Origin of the sequence: Desulfopila sp. IMCC35008, from assembly GCF_010646885.2 — a bacterium.
In the GTDB taxonomy this organism is placed as follows: domain Bacteria; phylum Desulfobacterota; class Desulfobulbia; order Desulfobulbales; family Desulfocapsaceae; genus Desulfopila.
Window position 1 is genome coordinate 4,921,973 of record NZ_CP050700.1, and the last position, 18,991, is coordinate 4,940,963.

17 protein-coding genes are annotated in these 18,991 nt (G+C 48.7%); 11 read left to right on the forward strand and 6 right to left on the reverse strand.

The window, feature by feature from the left end; translation table 11 throughout:
- Position 1: 1 nt before the first annotated feature.
- The 3 genes from GA520_RS21155 to GA520_RS21165 form a co-directional block, all read right to left on the reverse strand.
- Positions 2-1,519 carry a tripartite tricarboxylate transporter permease gene (locus GA520_RS21155; RefSeq protein WP_163337570.1) on the reverse strand — a complete coding sequence of 506 codons (1,518 nt, stop codon included), beginning with the start codon at positions 1,517-1,519 and terminating at the stop codon, positions 2-4.
- Positions 1,520-1,530: 11 nt separating this feature from the next.
- Positions 1,531-2,010, reverse strand: coding sequence for a tripartite tricarboxylate transporter TctB family protein (locus GA520_RS21160; protein WP_163337571.1), 480 nt, complete (start codon positions 2,008-2,010; stop codon positions 1,531-1,533).
- Between the two features lie 100 nt (positions 2,011-2,110).
- Entirely contained in the window at positions 2,111-3,100 is a 990-nt protein-coding gene (locus GA520_RS21165; RefSeq protein ID WP_205749239.1) for a tripartite tricarboxylate transporter substrate binding protein, read from the reverse strand.
- A 234-nt stretch (positions 3,101-3,334) separates the two neighbouring features.
- Here GA520_RS21165 and GA520_RS21170 point away from each other — a divergent pair, with 234 nt between their 5' ends.
- A complete protein-coding gene (locus GA520_RS21170) occupies positions 3,335-5,017 on the forward strand; it encodes a sensor histidine kinase (protein ID WP_163337572.1) in 1,683 nt (560 codons plus the stop codon).
- The gene (locus GA520_RS21175; RefSeq protein ID WP_163337573.1) at positions 4,989-5,672 is read left to right on the forward strand and encodes a response regulator; all 684 of its coding nucleotides are present in this window, start codon (positions 4,989-4,991) and stop codon (positions 5,670-5,672) included. The genes GA520_RS21170 and GA520_RS21175 overlap by 29 nt, the downstream gene beginning before the upstream one ends.
- Before the next feature lie 172 nt (positions 5,673-5,844).
- On the opposite strand, the gene GA520_RS21180 is transcribed toward GA520_RS21175, so the two are convergent.
- Positions 5,845-6,342 (reverse strand): hypothetical protein, encoded by a 498-nt coding sequence (locus GA520_RS21180; protein ID WP_163337574.1) that lies wholly within the window; start codon positions 6,340-6,342, stop codon positions 5,845-5,847.
- Positions 6,343-7,563: 1,221 nt separating this feature from the next.
- On the opposite strand from GA520_RS21180, the gene GA520_RS21185 reads away from it, so the two are divergent.
- The 8 genes from GA520_RS21185 to dctP (GA520_RS21220) all read left to right on the forward strand — a co-directional run bounded on the left by GA520_RS21185 (position 7,564) and on the right by dctP (GA520_RS21220) (position 14,794).
- Entirely contained in the window at positions 7,564-8,685 is a 1,122-nt protein-coding gene (locus tag GA520_RS21185) for an FAD-binding oxidoreductase (RefSeq protein ID WP_163337575.1), read from the forward strand.
- The gene (locus GA520_RS21190) at positions 8,678-8,968 is read left to right on the forward strand and encodes a (2Fe-2S)-binding protein (protein WP_163337576.1); all 291 of its coding nucleotides are present in this window, start codon (positions 8,678-8,680) and stop codon (positions 8,966-8,968) included. Before GA520_RS21185 ends, GA520_RS21190 begins: the two co-directional genes overlap by 8 nt.
- Positions 8,965-10,404: an NAD(P)/FAD-dependent oxidoreductase gene (locus GA520_RS21195; protein WP_163337577.1), complete on the forward strand. Its 1,440-nt coding sequence runs from the start codon at positions 8,965-8,967 to the stop codon at positions 10,402-10,404. Before GA520_RS21190 ends, GA520_RS21195 begins: the two co-directional genes overlap by 4 nt.
- A 9-nt stretch (positions 10,405-10,413) precedes the next feature.
- On the forward strand, positions 10,414-10,773 hold the full coding sequence (locus GA520_RS21200; protein WP_163337578.1) for a RidA family protein: 360 nt from the start codon (positions 10,414-10,416) through the stop codon (positions 10,771-10,773).
- Between the two features lie 100 nt (positions 10,774-10,873).
- Complete coding sequence (locus GA520_RS21205; RefSeq protein ID WP_163337579.1) at positions 10,874-11,383, forward strand: TRAP transporter small permease; 510 nt, start codon at positions 10,874-10,876, stop codon at positions 11,381-11,383.
- Position 11,384: 1 nt separating this feature from the next.
- Positions 11,385-12,689 (forward strand): TRAP transporter large permease, encoded by a 1,305-nt coding sequence (locus GA520_RS21210; RefSeq protein ID WP_205749240.1) that lies wholly within the window; start codon positions 11,385-11,387, stop codon positions 12,687-12,689.
- A 27-nt stretch (positions 12,690-12,716) separates the two neighbouring features.
- Positions 12,717-13,715, forward strand: coding sequence for a TRAP transporter substrate-binding protein DctP (gene dctP, locus GA520_RS21215; protein ID WP_163337580.1), 999 nt, complete (start codon positions 12,717-12,719; stop codon positions 13,713-13,715).
- 74 nt (positions 13,716-13,789) lie between these two features.
- Positions 13,790-14,794 (forward strand): TRAP transporter substrate-binding protein DctP, encoded by a 1,005-nt coding sequence (gene dctP / locus GA520_RS21220; protein ID WP_163337581.1) that lies wholly within the window; start codon positions 13,790-13,792, stop codon positions 14,792-14,794.
- Between the two features lie 26 nt (positions 14,795-14,820).
- Here dctP (GA520_RS21220) and GA520_RS21225 read toward each other — a convergent pair whose 3' ends face one another.
- The gene (locus tag GA520_RS21225) at positions 14,821-16,725 is read right to left on the reverse strand and encodes a sigma-54-dependent Fis family transcriptional regulator (protein ID WP_163337582.1); all 1,905 of its coding nucleotides are present in this window, start codon (positions 16,723-16,725) and stop codon (positions 14,821-14,823) included.
- A 424-nt stretch (positions 16,726-17,149) separates the two neighbouring features.
- On the opposite strand from GA520_RS21225, the gene GA520_RS27290 reads away from it, so the two are divergent.
- Positions 17,150-17,251 carry a hypothetical protein gene (locus tag GA520_RS27290; protein WP_370362811.1) on the forward strand — a complete coding sequence of 34 codons (102 nt, stop codon included), beginning with the start codon at positions 17,150-17,152 and terminating at the stop codon, positions 17,249-17,251.
- Between the two features lies 1 nt (position 17,252).
- On the opposite strand, the gene GA520_RS21235 is transcribed toward GA520_RS27290, so the two are convergent.
- Positions 17,253-18,872, reverse strand: a complete 1,620-nt coding sequence (locus GA520_RS21235; RefSeq protein ID WP_163337583.1) for a S8 family serine peptidase — start codon at positions 18,870-18,872, stop codon at positions 17,253-17,255.
- Positions 18,873-18,991 lie beyond the last annotated feature (119 nt).

The following is an 18,991-nucleotide window of genomic DNA, read 5'->3' on the forward strand; positions in this document are numbered from 1 at the left end:
TTCAAGCAGCCTGTCTTCGTGCCTTCATCGTTGCCACCAGGGACCGAATCAACGGCAGACCCAGGATAAACAGGGTGGTCAGGTTAATAGTCAGGGTAATCGGCCTCTCCCACATAAACGACATGGATTCATCGTAAATCATAAGCGATCTTCGCAAATTATCTTCCATCAAGCCACCCAGAATGAATCCGAGAAGCAGCGGAGCCATGGGAAAATTCATCAACCTCAGCGCCATAGCTGCAATGCAGAAGAATACCATCATCATGATATCGAAATCATTGAAGGTGACCAGGTACACACCCATCAGCGAGAAAAAGAAGATGATCGGCACCATGAGGTTCCGCGGGATGGCCAGCAGGCGTGCAAAGTAGGGAATAAGCGGCAGGTTGAGGATGAGCAGGAAAACATTCCCCAGATACATGGACATGATCACACCCCAGAACACATCGGGACGCTCAATAAACATGCGGGGGCCCGGCTCAATACCGTAAGCAATGAGTGCACCAAGCATCACAGCAGTAGTGCCAGAGCCGGGGATTCCAAGAGTTAAAAGCGGAACGAAAGATCCGGAACTGGCTGCGTTATTACCTGTCTCCGGAGCGGCAAGACCGCGCAGGCTACCTTTGCCGAACTTCTTCTGCTCCTCAGGGGGGGCGAGGTTTCTTTCCATTCCATAAGACATGAATGAGCCCAGGGTCGCACCCGCGCCGGGCAGGACACCGATAAAAAAACCGAGAATGGAAGAGCGCATAATAGACGGAGCGATCAGCTTGAATTCCTTTTTGCTCACTGCAAGGCTCTTGAAGCCGATCATTTTCATGTCAAGACTGTCTGATGAGGCATCCCTTTTCAGGACAATCATCAACCCTTCCGTCAATGCAAAAGTGGCCATGGCCAGGAGCAGGAACTCGATGCCGTCGAGCAGTTCCAGGGAGCCGAAAGTGAAACGCTGCACACCGGAAGTCTGATCGGTACCCACCGTTGCCAGCATAAGACCAAGGACAACCATGCAGAGCGCCTTTAACACCGCTCCTCGTCCGGCAAAGGCAGAAACTGCCGTTAAACCGAGAATCATGAGAGCAAAATAGTCCGCCGACTGAAAACTTGTGGCCACACTGGCCAGCATCGGTGCAAAAAACATCAGCAATATTACAGCAATGGTTCCACCGGAAAAAGACGAATAGGCCGCTATGGCCAGCGCCTTCCCAGGATACCCTTGCCGGGCCAGCGGATAGCCGTCAAGAGCCGTGGCAACCGTCGCTGCTTCACCTGGAGCATTAATCAATATGGAGGAGGTCGAACCGCCAAAAATCGCTCCATAATAGACTCCCGAAAGCAGCACCATACCGGAAGTCGGGTCGAGCCCGTACGTTACCGGTATCATCAGCGCCACCGCCGTAATGGGTCCCAAACCTGGTAACATGCCGATAAAAGAGCCGGCAAAACAGCCAAAGAGCACCATGGCAATATTGATGGGAATCATTGTGGTCGAGATCCCCGTCATCATACCTTGTATCATTCCATCCCACATCAGAGTATCCCCAGCTGGTAGAATATTTCACCCGGTGCGATATACACCCCGAGCAGTAAGGACATAATGGCCCAGAGCAGGCAAACAAGAGGGATGGCGGTCAGCAGCATCAGCTTCTTCCTTCTCTCCCCTAATATCCAGAATCCAACAAGCAGGAAAACGATGGAAGCGACGATAAAACCGAGCCATTTCATGGTCAGGCCAAAAATAAGCATGAGGGCTGTCAGCAGTATCGCTGTCCCCCAGTCATACCCCTTTGTCTCTTCTGACAGGCTCTTCTTGCCGCTGGGGTCAGCCGTTGGCAGCACCAATATTAAAAATGAGAGCAGGACTCCCATCGCCGAAAGGGCATAGGGCATCGTGCGAGGAGTAAAGGTCTCCTGCTGGGCAAGAAACGTGAGAGGAATTTTGGTTGCCAACAGCCCATAGCTGATTGAGAACAGGAGGATAATAAGTGCCCCCACTTTTTCCCGTGCCATGAACGCCTCCTTGCAATATTGAAAAAAAACAGGGTAAGAATAGATCATCCCCGTTTGAGATAACGGGAATGATCTGCTTGTAGTTCAGACGAAATGGAGATTACTGCAGAAAACCGAGCTTGCGCATAATACCGCCCAGGTCTTTTTCCTGTTTTTCGAGGAAGCTGTAAAATTCGTCGCCCGGCTGATACAGGTTCTGCCAGCCGCGCTGCTTGCGAATCTCTTCCCACTCGGGTGTATCGTACATTTTCTTTAGTACCGCGCGATATGCCTCGGCTTTTGCTTTGTCCAGGTTAGGAATGGCAAAGAATCCACGCCAGTTGGCAAAGGTCATGTCATAGCCGAGTTCTTTCATAGTCGGGACATCCGGTGCCTGGACAAGACGTTCGGCAGAGGTAACCGCCAGGATACGAACCTCACCCTGATTGGCAAGACCGAGCGCTTCACCAAAACCGGTTGAGAGCAACTGGGTGTCACCGGAGAGCAGACCGGCCATAGCCTTTCCACCAGCATCATAGGGGATGTATTTAAGCTTTAACGGATCACCACCTGCTGCCTGGATAACCATGGCAGGAACGAGGTGGTCCATACCGCCTTTAACTGAACCACCTGCTATCTTGACTGATTTCGGATCTTTATTGAAGTCAGCAATCACGTCCTTCATGGAAGTATACTTGGAATCTTTCGGCACAACAAATGCAGCATAATCAGCAATCACGGAAGCAATCGGGGTGAGATCACGGAATGACTGCGGGAACACACCGGTGAGCGAACGGATAATAATCGGGGTTGAGTTAACCAGCAGGGTATTCTCCTGACGGGCAGCCGTTGAAATCAGATGATTCAGCGCTTTACCGCCACCACCGCCTGACATATTCTCAAAAGAAGTCTGACCAACAAGTTTGGAATCAAGCAAGGCTTTTCCGACACCGCGGGCCGTACCGTCCCAACCGCCGCCTGCGCCACCGGGAATAATAAAATGAATCTCTTCAACATCACTGGACATTGCCGGGGTGGAAAGCATACCCAACACCATACAACCTGCCGCAAATCCGGACATCAACTTACGAAATGTACTCTTTTTCTTCATGAAGTGTCTCCTGATGAAAGTTTCAACGTAGCCCCAACCCTCTGACAGAAGGACGATGGGCATCGTTTTCGGTTGCCGTGACCGGGACACAAACCATCCTCCCCCGGACCACAGCCTGATGAATGGTATTGACATCTTTCACGATGACTCAGTAAAAGTAAATGATCGGCACGTAAAGAGTTATTTATCCGTAAAAATCTTTTTGTTCATTCTGTTCACGCACACATTATCGATATGGATCACCACAACAACATCACCTCCGGCAGCTCCACAGATGGTGGAACAACCCGGCAAAAACCGATGAAGCTGCAAAATAAGATGATCCTGCTTATCGTCGGGTTGCTGCTTCTGGTGGCAACGATCGGGGGCATCTTTTCCCTGCATATCATCTCCTCCATCCTGGAGGAACAGATCGGCAGCAGAGCACTGAAGGTTTCGCAGACCGTTGCCAAGATACCCCAGGTGCAGGAAGACCTGCTGAGAGATGATTACACCCTGTCAAGCCTGCAGCAAATTATCGAGCCGATCCGTAAGGAAACAGGGGCACAGTTTATCGTTATCGGTGACAAAAACGGTGTTCGCTACACCCACCCGGTAACAGCGCGGCTGGGTAAAAAAATGGTTGGGGGCGACAACCATCGGGCACTGGAGAAAGGACTTTCCTACATCTCCAAGGCGACCGGCACCCTGGGACCCTCCATCCGGGGCAAAGTGCCTGTTTTTTCTGATGCAGGCGAGATCATCGGCATCGTCTCTGTCGGCTATCTAATGGAAGATGTCAAAGCAATTATCCGAAGCTACCAGCTCCGAATCATCTCGGCCATCACCGCCGCCATCCTGCTTGGGGTTGGGCTGACCATCAAGATAACCGGCAACTTGAAAAAAGCAATTTTTGGTCTGGAGCCGGAAGAAATCGGCACCCTTTTAAAGGAGAAGACCGCCACCCTCGAGGCGGTGCGTGAAGGCATCATGGCTGTCGATGCCAAGGGGTGCATCACCACGATTAACCAAGCAGCCTTCGACACCCTTAACATCAAGTACGACCCTGATATCATCGGCAAACAGGTACAGGAAGTGTTTCCCGAAACCCGGATGCTGGAAGTGCTTGAGACAGGTGAAAGCCAGCTTGATAAAATCCTCAATCTCGATGAGAAAGAGATTATCGTCAACCGACTCCCAATCATCATGGGCAACAGGGTGACAGGCGTGGTCTCCTCCTTTCGGGACAAAAGCGAGCTGGACACCATGGCCAAAAAGCTCTATCAGGTCCAGAAATATTCGGAAATGCTGCGGGCCCAGACCCATGAATACTCCAACAAACTGCACACCATCTCAGGACTGATTCAGATCGGTGCCTCTCAGGAGGCGATCGATCTCATCGGCAGCGAGACATCAGGGTACCAAAAACTCATCACTTCACTGATGACCATCGTACCCGATCCTGTTCTTGCCGGAACCATCCTCGGTAAGTATAACAAGGCACGTGAACTTAAAATCGAGATGATCGTCGATCCGGACTCTTCCATGAGAGACATCCCCGCCCATATCAAGAGACAGGGGCTGGTGACAGTCGTCGGCAACATCCTTGATAACAGCTTCGAGGCAGTCTGCAGGCCGGAGGCTATTGACAAGAAGGTCCGACTCTCGATGACGGATCTGGGCAACGACCTTATCTTTGAGTTTGACGACTCCGGCCACGGTATAGGCCAGGATAAATGGCAGGAAATATTTGTGAAAGGCTACACGACCAAACAGGAAGACGGCCACGGCATGGGCCTCTACCTGGTGGAAAAAGCCATTATCAGGATGGGCGGCAATATCAGTGTCGGCGTATCGGAGCTTGGCGGCACGGCGTTTACAGTAATAATCCCTAAATCAGAAAAGGCAGATGAAGACCATTACAACACTTATTGTTGAAGACGATGAGAAGATTGCCGAAATCCAGCGTATTTTCACCGAAAAAATTGAGGGGTATTCCGTAATCGGTATTGCCCACACCATCCATGAAGCCAGTGAGATGATACGTATACTCGAACCGGACCTGGTGCTGCTCGACATCTTCTTTCCGGACGGCAACGGCATCGACCTGCTCTGGAAAATCCGCTCCGACAACACCAGGACCGATGTTGTGCTCATCACCGCTGCCAAGGAAGTAGAATTCTTTGAGGAGGGTATGCGCGGCGGGGTCTTCGATTACATCCTGAAGCCCCTTGTCTTTAACAGGTTTGCGGCGACTCTAGAGAAATACAGGAGCCATAAGGAAAAACTCACCCGGATGCAGAAAGTCAGCCAGCGGGATGTGGACCGGCTCATGCACCAGGCAACCAAAACAAGCTCCCCAAAAGACGAACTCCCGAAAGGGATCGATCCGATCACACTGGAAAAGATAACCGGCCTCATGGAAGACATCGGGAAAAATGGCATCAGCGCTGAAAAGGCGGGGCTCACCATCGGCGTCAGCAGGACCACCTCGAGGCGTTATCTCGAATACCTGGTTTCCAGCGGGGTTATTGTTGCCGATCTTGATTATGGTACCCAGGGACGACCGGAGAGGTTGTACCGGGTTAAATAGGACAATTTTCCTAATAATTCATATCCAAACAGTATCAGTACTCCCATCATACCCTATCGACATGTAACAGGTCCCCCGGGGATTGCACCCGGGCAACCTGTTCGTCTTGACTGCCGATTATCTACTTGAAGTGATGAACTGAAGCAGTGTGGAAAGAAAGGTGATGCGTAATTTATCGTTTCCCTCCACCACCTTTTCCGCCGCCCTTGCCGCCATTATTACCACCGCCGTTTCCACCACCACTTCCGCCGCTACTTCCACCGCCGTTACTGTTGCCACCATTACCCTGGCTGCCGTTCCCACCTCTGTTCCCACCTGAACTTCCCGAGCCGGACTGGCTGCCGCCTTTTTGTGCTCCGGTTGCCGAAACGGTCGTTCCCTGCTGATCTGCCCTGAGTCTCATCTGCTCTTCGTGTCTTTGCCTGAATTGATTTCTCGCCTGTTCTGTCTGAAGAGCCAGGTACTGTCTTTTGTATTCCTCTATCTCCTGAGGAGTCATGAACTCTTCACAGCATATTTTTAGCCGATCCCTGTCCCGTGTCTGCAGGTAAAGTGGATCATCTTTGTGAATCTGAAGTCTATCCCTTTGCTGATCTACAGCCAGCGCAGCGGATGCCGTAATGAGACAGGTTCCGATTATTCCAAGACATATTTTTTTTGATACTTTCATGTCAACCTCCGTAAGAGAAGATCTGCCCGGTTCTCATACAGCGTTCACAGGCCATACCGGTTGCCGGGCCGTTATTCGATGTTATTTGGTTATGTTCGGGAAATTCACCGAACAGGGAACTTGTGTCATCTCTCGCTAAATCAGGGAAAGGCAGCCTGACAAGCGAACTTCTTTTAGGGGACTTTGGGGACAGTACCCTGCTGTAATTAGAAACGTGTTTGCTGTGAGAAGGTTACGGACAAACGGGCATGACATTGAAAAAAGTAAACAGAGATACGCCCACCAGCCGGAGTGCCGAAAGGCAGGAAAAAAACTGCCAGACCAGTGTATAATTGATTAGATATCAATGATATTGAACTACATTTTAAGATCTGACAGATAATAATCGGGAGAAATCCCATTGCAATAAGTTTTTACTGCTATAGGTAATCCCTCTTTTTAGTCAGTATAACTTGGCCCGAAATTCTCATGAACATTGTTCGTCGTCAGCAGGACGTTATTGAGATGTTATCTCGAATACCTGGTTTCTAACGGGGTTATTGTTGCCAATCTTGGTTATTTTTTTCAAAAAGCTACCAGTCACCTGACACGCTTGCAAACAGCATATTATTGGCACTTCTGATACTGTTTATAGAGCAGCACCGCCCCCCAGGCAAGAGCAACCAATACCATGATGGTTCCTGTCACAAAACTCATTCCGGCAATGAAATGATCATACTTCAGCAGTCCAGTCTCGGTAAGCAGAAACTCCCCATCATGAAAGCCATACGGCGAAGAGTGCCCTTAGTTCCCGCCAAGAAGAGGTAGGGATAACGCTCTCGCATCATTGATGTAAGGGACCAGATCAAAGATTCTCACAACGAAACATGTTTCAATTTGATACACATCGCCTTGGAACTACGCTTTCCGAGGTGCAAGGATAGACATATCTGAACGTTGTATCATAATGAGACACGACACGTGTCTCTTAGTATTACAAATTGAAATTCCTGAGAAACAATCCTATCAAAACATCTTCCCCTGCTGTCAGGAGATGTAGACTTTTTTGCATTTCCAACGTGCACTTACGCATTATACCTTTTCTCACTCCCCCTAGTCCCAACAACAAAACGACAGAGAAATCATCAAATGGCACGATTGTAGCTAGGAATTTCCACGATACTATAACCGATTGAGTACTCCTCAGAAGAGGCGCCGCTCGATCTAAACGGAGATGAGCGTGTGAAGAAAGCTGACATAATCGTTATTGGCGGGGGGATAATGGGTGCATCCGCAGCACTTGGCATCATCCGTGAGGGAGCTGGAACAGTGGTGATGTTCGATGAGCAGCTTCCAACCCAGAGACTCTCCCGAGGCAATTTTGGCCTAACCTGGTTTATGTGCAAGGGCGCAAATAACCCTGTCTATGCAAGATGGAGTCGCATGGCGACCACAATGTGGCCAGAGTTTGCTGCAAAGCTCAAAGAAGAAAGTGGCTACGATGTAGAACTCGAGTGGAATGGCGGCGCCCTGCATGCAATTGGTAATGAACAGTTTCAGGCGTATGCGGAATCGGTTGATAACCTGAAGAAGGTGTGTAGTGATGATGGCCTCGACTACCCGGCGAGGATGGTGGACCGAGAAGAGTTTGCATCGATGATTCCTGATATGCAACTTGGGGATGAGGTGACCGGCGCAATGTATAGCCCTGAGCAGGGACATGTGAACCCTCTTACACTTTTGGCAGCGTTGCGTGGTGCCTTCCAGAATAAAGGAGGTACCTATTTCGGTGGCCTCAGCGTATCAGCCATCGAACCGAATGGTGACGGCACAGTTACCGTGAAAACCGCTAAGGGAAACTATCAATGTAATAAGCTTGTGGTTGCTGCAGGTCACGGTTCTTCAAGGTTATTGAGGAATCTTGGATCAAAACTCAACATATACCCCCAACGTGGACAGTTGATTGTAACTGAGCGAGTTAAACGGGTTCTTCGCTTCCCAATACTCGCTGTACGTCAAACCATGGATGGTACTTTCATGATTGGTTTATCAACAGAAGATACGGCTCATGATACCCAGGTAACCATCGAGGCAATGAAGAGTCAGGCCAGCAATGCCATAAAACTCTTCCCTGAACTTGCGAAAATCAACTGGGTCCGGGCCTGGGGGGCAATCAGAGTAATGACACCCGATGGTGGGCCTATCTATGACAGGCTTTCTGAACATGAAAACATCTATGTTATTGCCGGCCATTCTGCAGTGACACTGGCCCCTGTTATAACCAAACAGATCGCTTCCTGGATACTGGAAAAAGAAGAGGCCTCCCAAATTTCACACTTCAGTAATGGACGGTTCAATGTTTAAACACGACTCATCGACATCAACTTCAATTGAAGTAATTCTGGACGGTAAGCCCACTGCAGTTCCTGCTGAGATGAATGTAGCTGCCGCCTTGCTTGCTATCGGCAAAATAGAGTCGAAGATATCCCCTACCTCCCACAAACCTTGTTCTCCACATTGCCTGATGGGCGTATGTTTTGAGTGTCTGATGGAAATTAATGGCGTCCAACGCCAAGCATGTATGACCAGTGTCACAGAAGGAATGGTCATCAATCGCAATCTTGGAGAAGAGGGAGGGCAATCATGAGCAACCATTACGATACGATTGTTATCGGTACCGGTCCTGCCGGTCTTACTGCAAGTTCCAACCTGGCCGAAATGGGTTTAAAGGTGTTGACCCTTGATGAACAAAACCGAATAGGAGGCCAGATATATCGCAATGTTGAGAATGCATCGGTTACCAATCTTGTGAAAATGGGAGAGGAATACCGGCGTGGACTCGACCTTGCCGAGCGCTTCAAGAAAAGCGGAGCCGAGTATCTTGGTAATGCCTCTGTGTGGAATGTAGAGCGGGAAGGCCGGGTTTGTTATTCACGGAATGGTGTGTCTGAACGCATAACTGCCAATTATGTGATTGTGGCAACAGGTGCAATGGAACGGCCAGTACCTATCCCGGGCTGGACCTTACCGGGAGTAATGGGGGCGGGAGCGGTCAACGGTCTCGCGAAAGAGGCTGATCTCTCTCCTTCAGGCACTGTCGTTCTCGCTGGAAGCGGCCCTCTCCTCTTGCTCGAAGCCGCCCTGTTAATTGAGAAAGGAGTGAAGATTGCGGCAATCCTTGAGACAACCCCGAAGATACCTTCCCCAGCGATTCTCCCCCACGTTCCCAAGGCAGTTCTTGGTACTAAATTCCTTCTGAAGGGAATGAAAATGCTCCTTGATATCAGAAAATCAGGGGTGCCTCATTACAAGGGTGTTACGAACCTAAAGGCACTCGGTGAAACCAGGGTTACAGGTGTGGAGGCTGATTGTGCCGGGAAAAAATTGAGCTTTAACAGTGACATGCTCCTCGTTCATTTCGGCGTAATTCCGGATAGTCATATATACCGACTCCTCGGCTGTCATATGGAATGGGAGGAAAATCAGCGATACTGGTATCCTTCTACTGATGAGTGGGGGCGCACTAATTTTGAACAGATCTTTGCCGCAGGGGATGCTACCGGGGTATCCGGGGCTCTGGCTGCGGAGTACAAAGGGGAGCTCGCCGCATTAGAAGTCGCACATTGCCACGGTATCATTCCACAATACGAGCGTGACTGTCTTGCCAAGCCTATCTTGAAAGAGCTGCAACAGGACGGCTACCCAAGGCCACTCATTGATGCGTTTTTCGCGCCTGATCCCAAGCGATTTTCCTTTGAGGACACTACGGTTCTCTGCAGGTGTGAAAATGTCACAGTCGGTGATGTTCGCAATGTCGTAAGCGAAGGAGTGACCGACTTGAATGAAGTGAAAACCATAACACGATGTGGTATGGGACCTTGTCAGGGTCGAATGTGCGGCCCGGCTCTTGGAGAGATTGTTGCTGCCGAACGCGGCAGTTCAATCCCTGCCGCAGGGTTGCTCACCATTCGTCCACCACTCAAGCCGATACCTCTTGAGGAAGTTGCAGCCATGCCAATAGAGTCAGGAGGCGTCGATCCGGCGAACCTTTTTAAAAATCAAAGCAAAAAAGTGGGACACTAGGAGTCGATTATGAGCACGATTACCCGAATGGAAACATCTGAACGGATGAGCAAGATTGTTATTCACAATAACACAATTTACCTGTGCGGTCAGGTCGGTGCCGATCTGGATGGTCCTGTTTCCATGACAGCACAGACGGAAAATATGCTCTCCAGGGTTGACTCCCTGCTTGAGCAGGCGGGAAGCAGCCGAGAGCTGATTCTCTCCGCAACCATTTATGTCAGGGATATGAAAGATTTTGCTGAAATGAACGCTGTTTGGGACAATTGGGTTCCCGAAGGACATGCTCCGGCACGAGCTTGTGTTGAGGCACGAATGGCGCGGCCTGATCTGCTGGTTGAAATCTCGGTTATAGCAGCGATGAGGTAGTAAAAGCATAGCGAGAACAAAGATTCACGACAGAAATATTCTTTTGAGAACCAGGGGATTCGGTATCAAAAGAAATTAATACGGCTCAAAGGAGAAGAGCATGGAGAGATTCTTTAAATATGTACTGCCCCTGCTAATCAGCGTCGTCGCAGCAATGGAATTTTACCAAGTCCTCATGCGGTATGTTTTTGAACTTCCAGTCATGGGGCTCGATGAACTTTTGATCTATCCAACCCTCTGGCTCTATCTCCTTGGAAGTGTTAATGCCGCCCGAGAAGATACGCAAATCAAAGCAAACGTTCTTGATGTCTTTTTAAAGACTGAAAAATCTCGTCTGGTTGTTCGTGTTATCGCAGACATTATGTCCGTGACAGTTTCCTGCTGGCTTACCTACTGGGCATGGGATTATTTCAAATATGCAAGGCGAGTGTGGAAAGAGAGTCCCACACTGTACATCCCGACTTTCTGGGCTGAGTGCTCCCTGTTCATCGGGCTTACACTCATGACCGCCTATAGTGGATACTATCTTCTCAAAAATGCCAGGCGGTTATTCTCGCAGGCACCTCTGCAGCCTGCAGAACCACTTCTCCAGCCTACAAAGGAGCTCTAGAATGGAAATTGTAACTGTTTCTCTTTTGGCATTGGGTGTTCTCGTTCTTATGCTCAGTTTTGGTGTTCCACTACCATTCTGTTTTGGCGGAGCACTGATGGCCATGTATTATTTAGGCGATGCAGCAATGGAAGGCACCATGGTATGGGGCTATTCCCAGCTTGCTAATCCTGTACTGCTCTGTATTCCACTCTTTGTCTTTGCCGGTACTATCATGAGCGAAAGTGGTATTGCCGCAAGCCTATTGAACTTTGTCAACGTATTCGTCGGACGAATACGCGGTGGGCTTGGAGTTGTTGCATCAGTGAGTTGTGCAATAATCGGGGCAATTTCAGGAAGCGGCCTCACCGGTGTCGCTGCCACCGGCCCATTACTGATTCCGGAAATGGCAGAAAAAGGATACCCACGGGGATATGCAACCGCGCTTGTGGCAAACTCTTCTGTACTCGGGTTGCTCATCCCACCCAGTGTTACCATGATTATCTATGGCTGGGTTACTGACACCTCAATTCTTGCCTGTTTTCTTGCCACTCTCGGACCAGGCCTGTTTATCACCTTTCTCTTCTCGGTTGTTAATCTCGTCATGGCGAGAAAGTTCCCGCTAAAACTGGATCCTCCATCTACAAAACAGGAAATACTAAAAGAAGGAATTAGCTGTACCAGCAGGGCAATTCCAGCTCTCATCATGCCGCTTATCATTCTCGGCGGAATTTACGGTGGGATCATGACACCCACCGAAGCAGCTGCTGTTGCAGTCATCTATGCTATTCCTGTCGGTTTTCTGGTCTACAAAGGCCTGAGCTGGGAGACATTTCTCAAGGCGGCAAAAAGTTCTGCCACAGCAGTCGGGGCCATCATGGTTATGATTATCTTCAGCCTGATGCTCAGCCAGATCTTCGTTATGGAAGACGTTCCCCAGGCCCTGGTCGAAGGCATCTTTACGATCACGGATAATAAGGTCTTATTACTCATCCTCATCAACTTCCTGCTATTTTTTGTCGGCATGATCGTCAACGACATTACAGCGATCATTCTTATCGCCCCACTGCTACTCCCCTTAATGGAAGCCATTGGCGTTTCGCCAATCCAGTTCGCAGCCATTATGGGAGTGAACACTGCGATGGGTGGTGTTACCCCTCCATACGCATCTATTCTCTACCTCGGTATTCGAATTGGTAAAGTAGAATTTTCAGAAGTAATTAAGCCTGCAATGATTCTCATAGTTTGTGGGTATATGCCGGTTGTCTTTTTAACGTCTCTTTGGCCTGATTTGTCTCTGTTTTTCCCGAGACTCTTCGGTTATTAATCACCAACAACTTATCAGGAGTATGAAATGACAAAGCGTTTTATGGTCAGTATGATCGTTCTGGTTGCCAGCGTCGCCGTAATGGCAGGAAGCGTTCAGGCCAAAACAATGAAAATTTCTCATGTAAGGCCTCAGGGTACAGCTATCGACAAAGATCTCCGCTGGTTTTCAGACACCTTGAAAGAAGCATCAGGCGGGAAAATGAAAACCAAGATCTATCCTGCCAGTGCGCTGGGTGATTACACTATCGTTCAGGAGCGGGTTGGTCTAGGCGCTGTAGACATGGCGTGTCAGCCACCATCATCTGCCGCAGATAAGAAATTCCAGCTCGTCTATTTTCCTTATATGGTAAAAGACTGGGTTCAGGCAAAGAAGAACTATTCTGCAGGTGCACCTCTGCGTAAAGTAGTTGAAGATCTTTACGCAAAACAGGACATTCATCTCCTGGCTGTATGGCCAGTATACTTTGGCGGCATTGCCTTTAATACTGAAGTGAAAGAATACGGTAACCCAAACGCCTCAAAGGGTGTTAAGCTGCGGGTTCCACCAATGAAGACCTTCCAGCTTCTTGCTGATACAACTGGTTACCTTGGAACTCCAATTCCATTTTCTGATGCATTTACGGCAGTTCAGACCGGCGTTGTTGACGGTGTTATCGGTTCCGGCGCAGAAGGATATTATTCCTCCTTCAGGGATGTAACTAAATATTACCTGCCGTCCAACACGCATTTCGAGGCATGGTACCTCATAATCAGTAAAAAACAATTCGACAAACTTTCCGCTGAAGAACAAAAACAGCTGCAAAATGTTGCGACCCAATTCGAAGATCGTCGATGGGATGTTGCGGAAGCTGATCAGGCTGCGAATGAAAAACGCCTTGCTGATTACGGTGCTGAAATCTTAACAATCAGCGACGAAGAAATTGCTGCGACCGCTCAAAAGATTCAGTCCGTTGTCTGGCCGCAGATTCTTGATGATGTTGGTAAAGAATGGGGCCAGACCGTTCTTAACGGCATCGTTGAATAAGTAAAGAAGCTCATCTTCGCTGCCAGACAACAGGCTGGCAGCGAAGACGTATATTCAACCAACGGGAGCTCCAAATGAAAAAGAGTACTATCGCCCTGCTTCTAGGTTTTTTTCTTGCTTTTTTTCACAGTGGCACATCACACGCCGACACATCAAGAAGTTGGAAAGTTGGACATCTGCGCCAATCCGGTTCAGCCATAGACAAGGATCTGCATCAGTTTATTGAGCAGGTTAAAAAGAAAACCGACAACACGTTCTCATTTGACGTGTATACGGGAAACAGGCTGGGAGATTATTCTGTTGTTCAGGAGCGTGTATCTTTTGGTGAAGTGCAACTCTATGTCGGACCGCTCTCCACATCCATTGACAAACGATTGTTACTGGCAACCATACCGTATCTTGTTAACAATTGGGCAGAGGCACAGCAGGTTTATACCCAGGGCAGTGACCTCTTTAACACCCTTGCCATATTTCTCAAAGAACAAAACATCAAATTACTTGGCGGTTGGCCCGTCTATTTTGGAGGCATTGCCCTTACAAAAAAGCCGGCTCAACCGGGAAACCCTGATGTATCTAAGCACATGATACTCCGCGTTCCGCCTATCAAAAGCTTTGAGTTATCCGCCAGGCAACTCGGCTACACGCCATATCCGATTACCTGGACCTATGCCAAAATGGGACTGAAGACAGGGATGGTTGCCGGTATGATTGGTGGGGGAGCTGAAGGATACAGCGGCCTGAAAGACCTGGTAAAATACTATCTTCCTGTAAAAGACCATTTTGAACACTGGTTTATATACATGAATTTGGATAATTGGAACAACCTTTCACCACAGGAACAAGAACTTTTCATTAAGACAGCTAGTGAAATTGAGCAACGTCGTTATCGTGTTGCACCGGCTCAGGAAAAAGAGAGCATCGAACAGCTTAAAAGGCAGGGAACAGAAGTAATAGAGCTCAGTGAAAAAGAGCTTAGAGCCATGAGAACGAAAGTTGAGAAAAACGTTTGGCCACTGCTTGAAAAAGAGATTGGCGAATCGTTTAGTCAGATCATATCCGGCGTTAAAAAACTCCAGTAACTTTTCAATATTAAAACAACTGTAGTCTACTTTCTCTCCAGCCCATACTGCTTTACCTTTCGGTAAAGCGTTGCCCGTGAAATTCCCAACCTCCTTGCGGTTTCAGCCATGTTTGATTGTGTTTCACTCAATATGGCTGAAATCATTTTCTGTTCCATCTCCTGCAATGTTCCGGGGTATGCAATTTTTTCACCGGAGGACGATTCTGAAATTCCAAGATCTTTGCCTGTAATTTTTTTGCTATCACTGACATGGAGTGCTCGCTGGATAGTGTTTTCGAGCTCACGAACATTGCCTGGCCAGTTATATGAAATAAGTGAATCACAGCCATCCTGTGTGAAGCGGCACTGTGGGTCATTCTTTTTCAGAAAATAATTCGCAAGAGTCATGATATCTTCAGCTCCTCTTTCCCTCAAAGATGGAATTCGGATTTGCAGGATATTAAGGCGATAATAGAGATCCTGCCTGAACTTATTCTGTCCCACAGCTTGAGATAAATCGACATGGGTTGAGGCTATGATTCTGGCATCCGTCTGCACCACCTTGCGAGCACCGATAGGTTGAACTTCTCCTGTCTGTAAAACCCGGAGTAGCTTAACCTGCATATCATGGGGCATATCCCCTATCTCATCAAGTAGAATGGTTCCACCCGTTGCGAGTGCAAACTTGCCGGGCCGGCCACCTTTTAGTGCTCCGGTAAATGCTCCTTCCACATATCCGAATAATTCACTCTCTAGCAGTTCCCCTGGAATTGCACCACAATTGATCGGCACAAACGGTTTTTCTGTTCGCTGTCCTCCATTGTGGATCGCCTGGGCAAACAACTCCTTTCCTGTTCCGGTCTCTCCGAGAAGCAGTACCGTCGAGTTTGATTGGGATGCACGTTTGGCGAGTTCAACTGCCTCAAAAAAGAGCGGGGATGTACCAATCAGAGAGTCAAAAGTAAAGAAAGGTTTTGAACCGGAAATTCTATTGTAGAGTTTTCGGATATTGTTAAACTCAGCAAAATCGAGAACAGCTCCGAGAAGCTTTTCGTCGGCTGATATGACAGGTTGAGCCGAATAAAAAAAGTGAACATCTCTGTTCTCGTCCTGAATATGGCATTCTCTGTTTTTCCAGCGATGCGGGTGCTTTTGAATGCTTTTCAGGTCGACATCAAGATCGCCGAGCGTAGATATTGCTTTTCCTTCGAGCTCATCGGATTGAAGGATTTCTTTACCCTGACGATTGATTTTCCTGATAATCAGATCCTTATCAAGCGTTAGAAGACCTGTTCCTGAAGATTCGATAACGCTATTGAGAAAACCAATATAGAGAGACATCTCTTTATTGCGCCGCAGCAGTCTCAAGTGTCTTTCAATAGAACGAGCCGCAGATGTTATCATTATAAGAGTATGGGGATGAACCAGGCTCTGATCTCCGAACACAACCAGAACCCCCTGCAGAACCCCCTGATGACCAAAAATCGGTGCGGCCGAACTGATGAGGGCCTGAGCTCGCTTGCAGAAATGGTCTGTACTGTGCAGTTGAATCGAAACCTGCAGGCGAAGGCACAGGCTAGTTGCCGTAGTGCCGACATCTTTTTCTGTCCAACGATAGCCAGGGGCAAACTGGCGGGCTGCTGATCGCAACTTGGGTTCATCGCTGCCGGCCAGGTGAAGTATATACCCTTCGTTATCGGCAAATCCCACAAGGAAATCGTCTGGAGACATCAAGTCATAAAATTCTTTGATCGTTGCAAATACAACATCCAGAACATCCTTATTTTCAAGCCTTCTCTCTTCAAGCTCAGAAGAAGACAGTTTAATATCTTCCAGATCTCGAAATTCACTATTAATACCATATGCTTCAGAGCGCCTGTGGGATTCCTCAATCACCTTTTTCATCTGTTCAGGTGTTGGGATGGTACCTTTAGGTATAGTAGTTTCCATGAATCTCATTGATGCAGTGTTAGAAATATCCAGAGGTGCAACTCTCTAGCCTCATACTCAACCAGTCATATCACAGTTTGCAGCTTACCCCGACTAGTCTTTTGACACCATGTTTTTTACTTACAGAAATACACTATTACATTGGGATAGCAGGTGGCTGATGGAAGCACCATCTTCACCCAGGGAGTAATTAGGGTTCAATAATAATGGTGGGGGCGTGAGAGCTGATATCTGTTGATACAATGGCAATCAATAGGTCGTTACGCCTGCAAACTTAACATCGTGAAAAGTGGATGTTCAGAATGATCCTGCTATAAAAGAGTGGACACTCTGTTAAGCCAATATTATGAAAATTGACAGGAGGAAAGACATGAGTGTTCAACGATGAAAATACGACTCTGATTTCAAAAGAAATTGTGTTCGCCTGACAGAATATCCTGATCGAACAGTCAAGGAAGTGGCAGCAAATCTCGGCATCTTTCTAGACCTTCTCTATAAATGGTGTCGTTTTCGCAATATAGTATGATTTATTGCAGTTTGCGTAAAGCCTTCAGCAGGGCCTTTCCTTTCGGTGTTCCCAGACCGCTGAGGGGATCCCATCCCGGACCGGCATTATAGGCGCCATTATTACCGATGGTGATGTCATTAAACAGATCCTGCCGCTCAATTAACTGAAGCCGGTAGAGAAGCGGATTAAGATAACCAAGGCGATTGCCTACCCCTTGATTGAGCCTGGCGATCAGGGCGGCCCAGAGCGGAGCGGCTGCACTTGTTCCACCACCTTCCTCGACCATCAAAGCTTTGCCCTTTTTCTCTTCTACGGCAATCAGGATACCAGAGAAAAAGTTGTCCGCATGGGCGGCAACATCCGGAAAGCCACGACCGGCCCGCGTCCAGGTGGCATCTTTTTTTACATAGACACTGCCTGGCCAGGCAGGATTAGCCGAATACGGAACATGGGCGACCTGCTGCCACTGAGGCAGCTGAAAATACTGGCTTACGCCTCCTCCCGTGACAAGCCCACCAAAGGCACGGGCATCCCAGGCAACTTCAGCATAACGGCCTAGCGGTTTGGTCGTGCTGATCAGCGTGGTGCCGCCGACGGCAAGAACATAGGGACTTGAGGCCGGAAAGTAGGCATGAGCCAGGCAATCCGGGGCACCTGCACCGGATCCCAGGTCACCTGCTGCAGCGGTCACTGTTACTCCTAAAAGAGCCGCCTCGCTAAACAAACGGTTGTGAAGATGCATGACTTCTTTTCTCTCTTCATCTTCATAGAATGCGAAGCTCACCGAGAGGATATCCGGTCTGTGGATAGGATCGTGGATGGCAGTCGCCATGGCCTCGTACCATCCACGGGGTGAATTGTCAGCGAGGTAAACGACAATCTTGGCTCCCGGCGCCATACTGCCGGCCACCTCAATATCCATGGTCACTTCAAAATCGGACCGCTGCGGTGGCGTAAAGCCTCCAACCGGCACAGTAACGATCTCGGGGAGCGGCTTGCCGAGGGCAGAGAAGTAAGCCTTGAGCACGTTCCGCTGAAAACCCATGTCAAATGCAATAATGGCAATGGTCTGTCCTTTGCCGTCAAGCTCTTCTGGGAAATCATAGAGTTGAGCCAGTTGTGGAGGTGTATAGCTTTGTACTCGAAAACTCGGGATTTGAGGGGGTTGTGGTGTAGCCTGGGCGTGGTTGGTTGGTTCTTTTTCCTCGGAAAAGATATGTGCAACCCGTTTTGCTACCTCTTTCGGCAGGCTATCCAAGGTGTCTAAAGACTCTTTCGTACCACTCAGGGTGATAAGTCGGCTGGCCAGGTCAACCCGCTGCATGGTCAGTTGGTTGTCATTGGCAAAGGTTTTAATCAGTTGAAGATCCGCAGCATCAATCCCATAAATACGGCCGAAATCCTTTCTGCTCAGATAGTGTCGTTTTTGGGGTGACGTCACACTCATCTGTACCAGGGTCTGATCATCAATTGCCGGAGCACTGACTGGAGGACGCAGCAACAAGGTGCGTTGTTCAAGCTCACCTGCGTGAACCATCACCGGGCCGGCTGTGCCAAGCAGAATCCAGCAAAACAGTATAAAGAACCACAGGGTGCTGCGATTGCCTCTGCAACTACGAATACAAGTATATGTTTTCATTTTTCACCTTTTCAAAAGCGCTCAACAGATAAGTGATCTTATCATTTTTTCAAGGGACTCACACCATCTCCGGCGGTCAGTATCTCTGCTTCAGACAACCCTTTGTTACAGCTAATTCT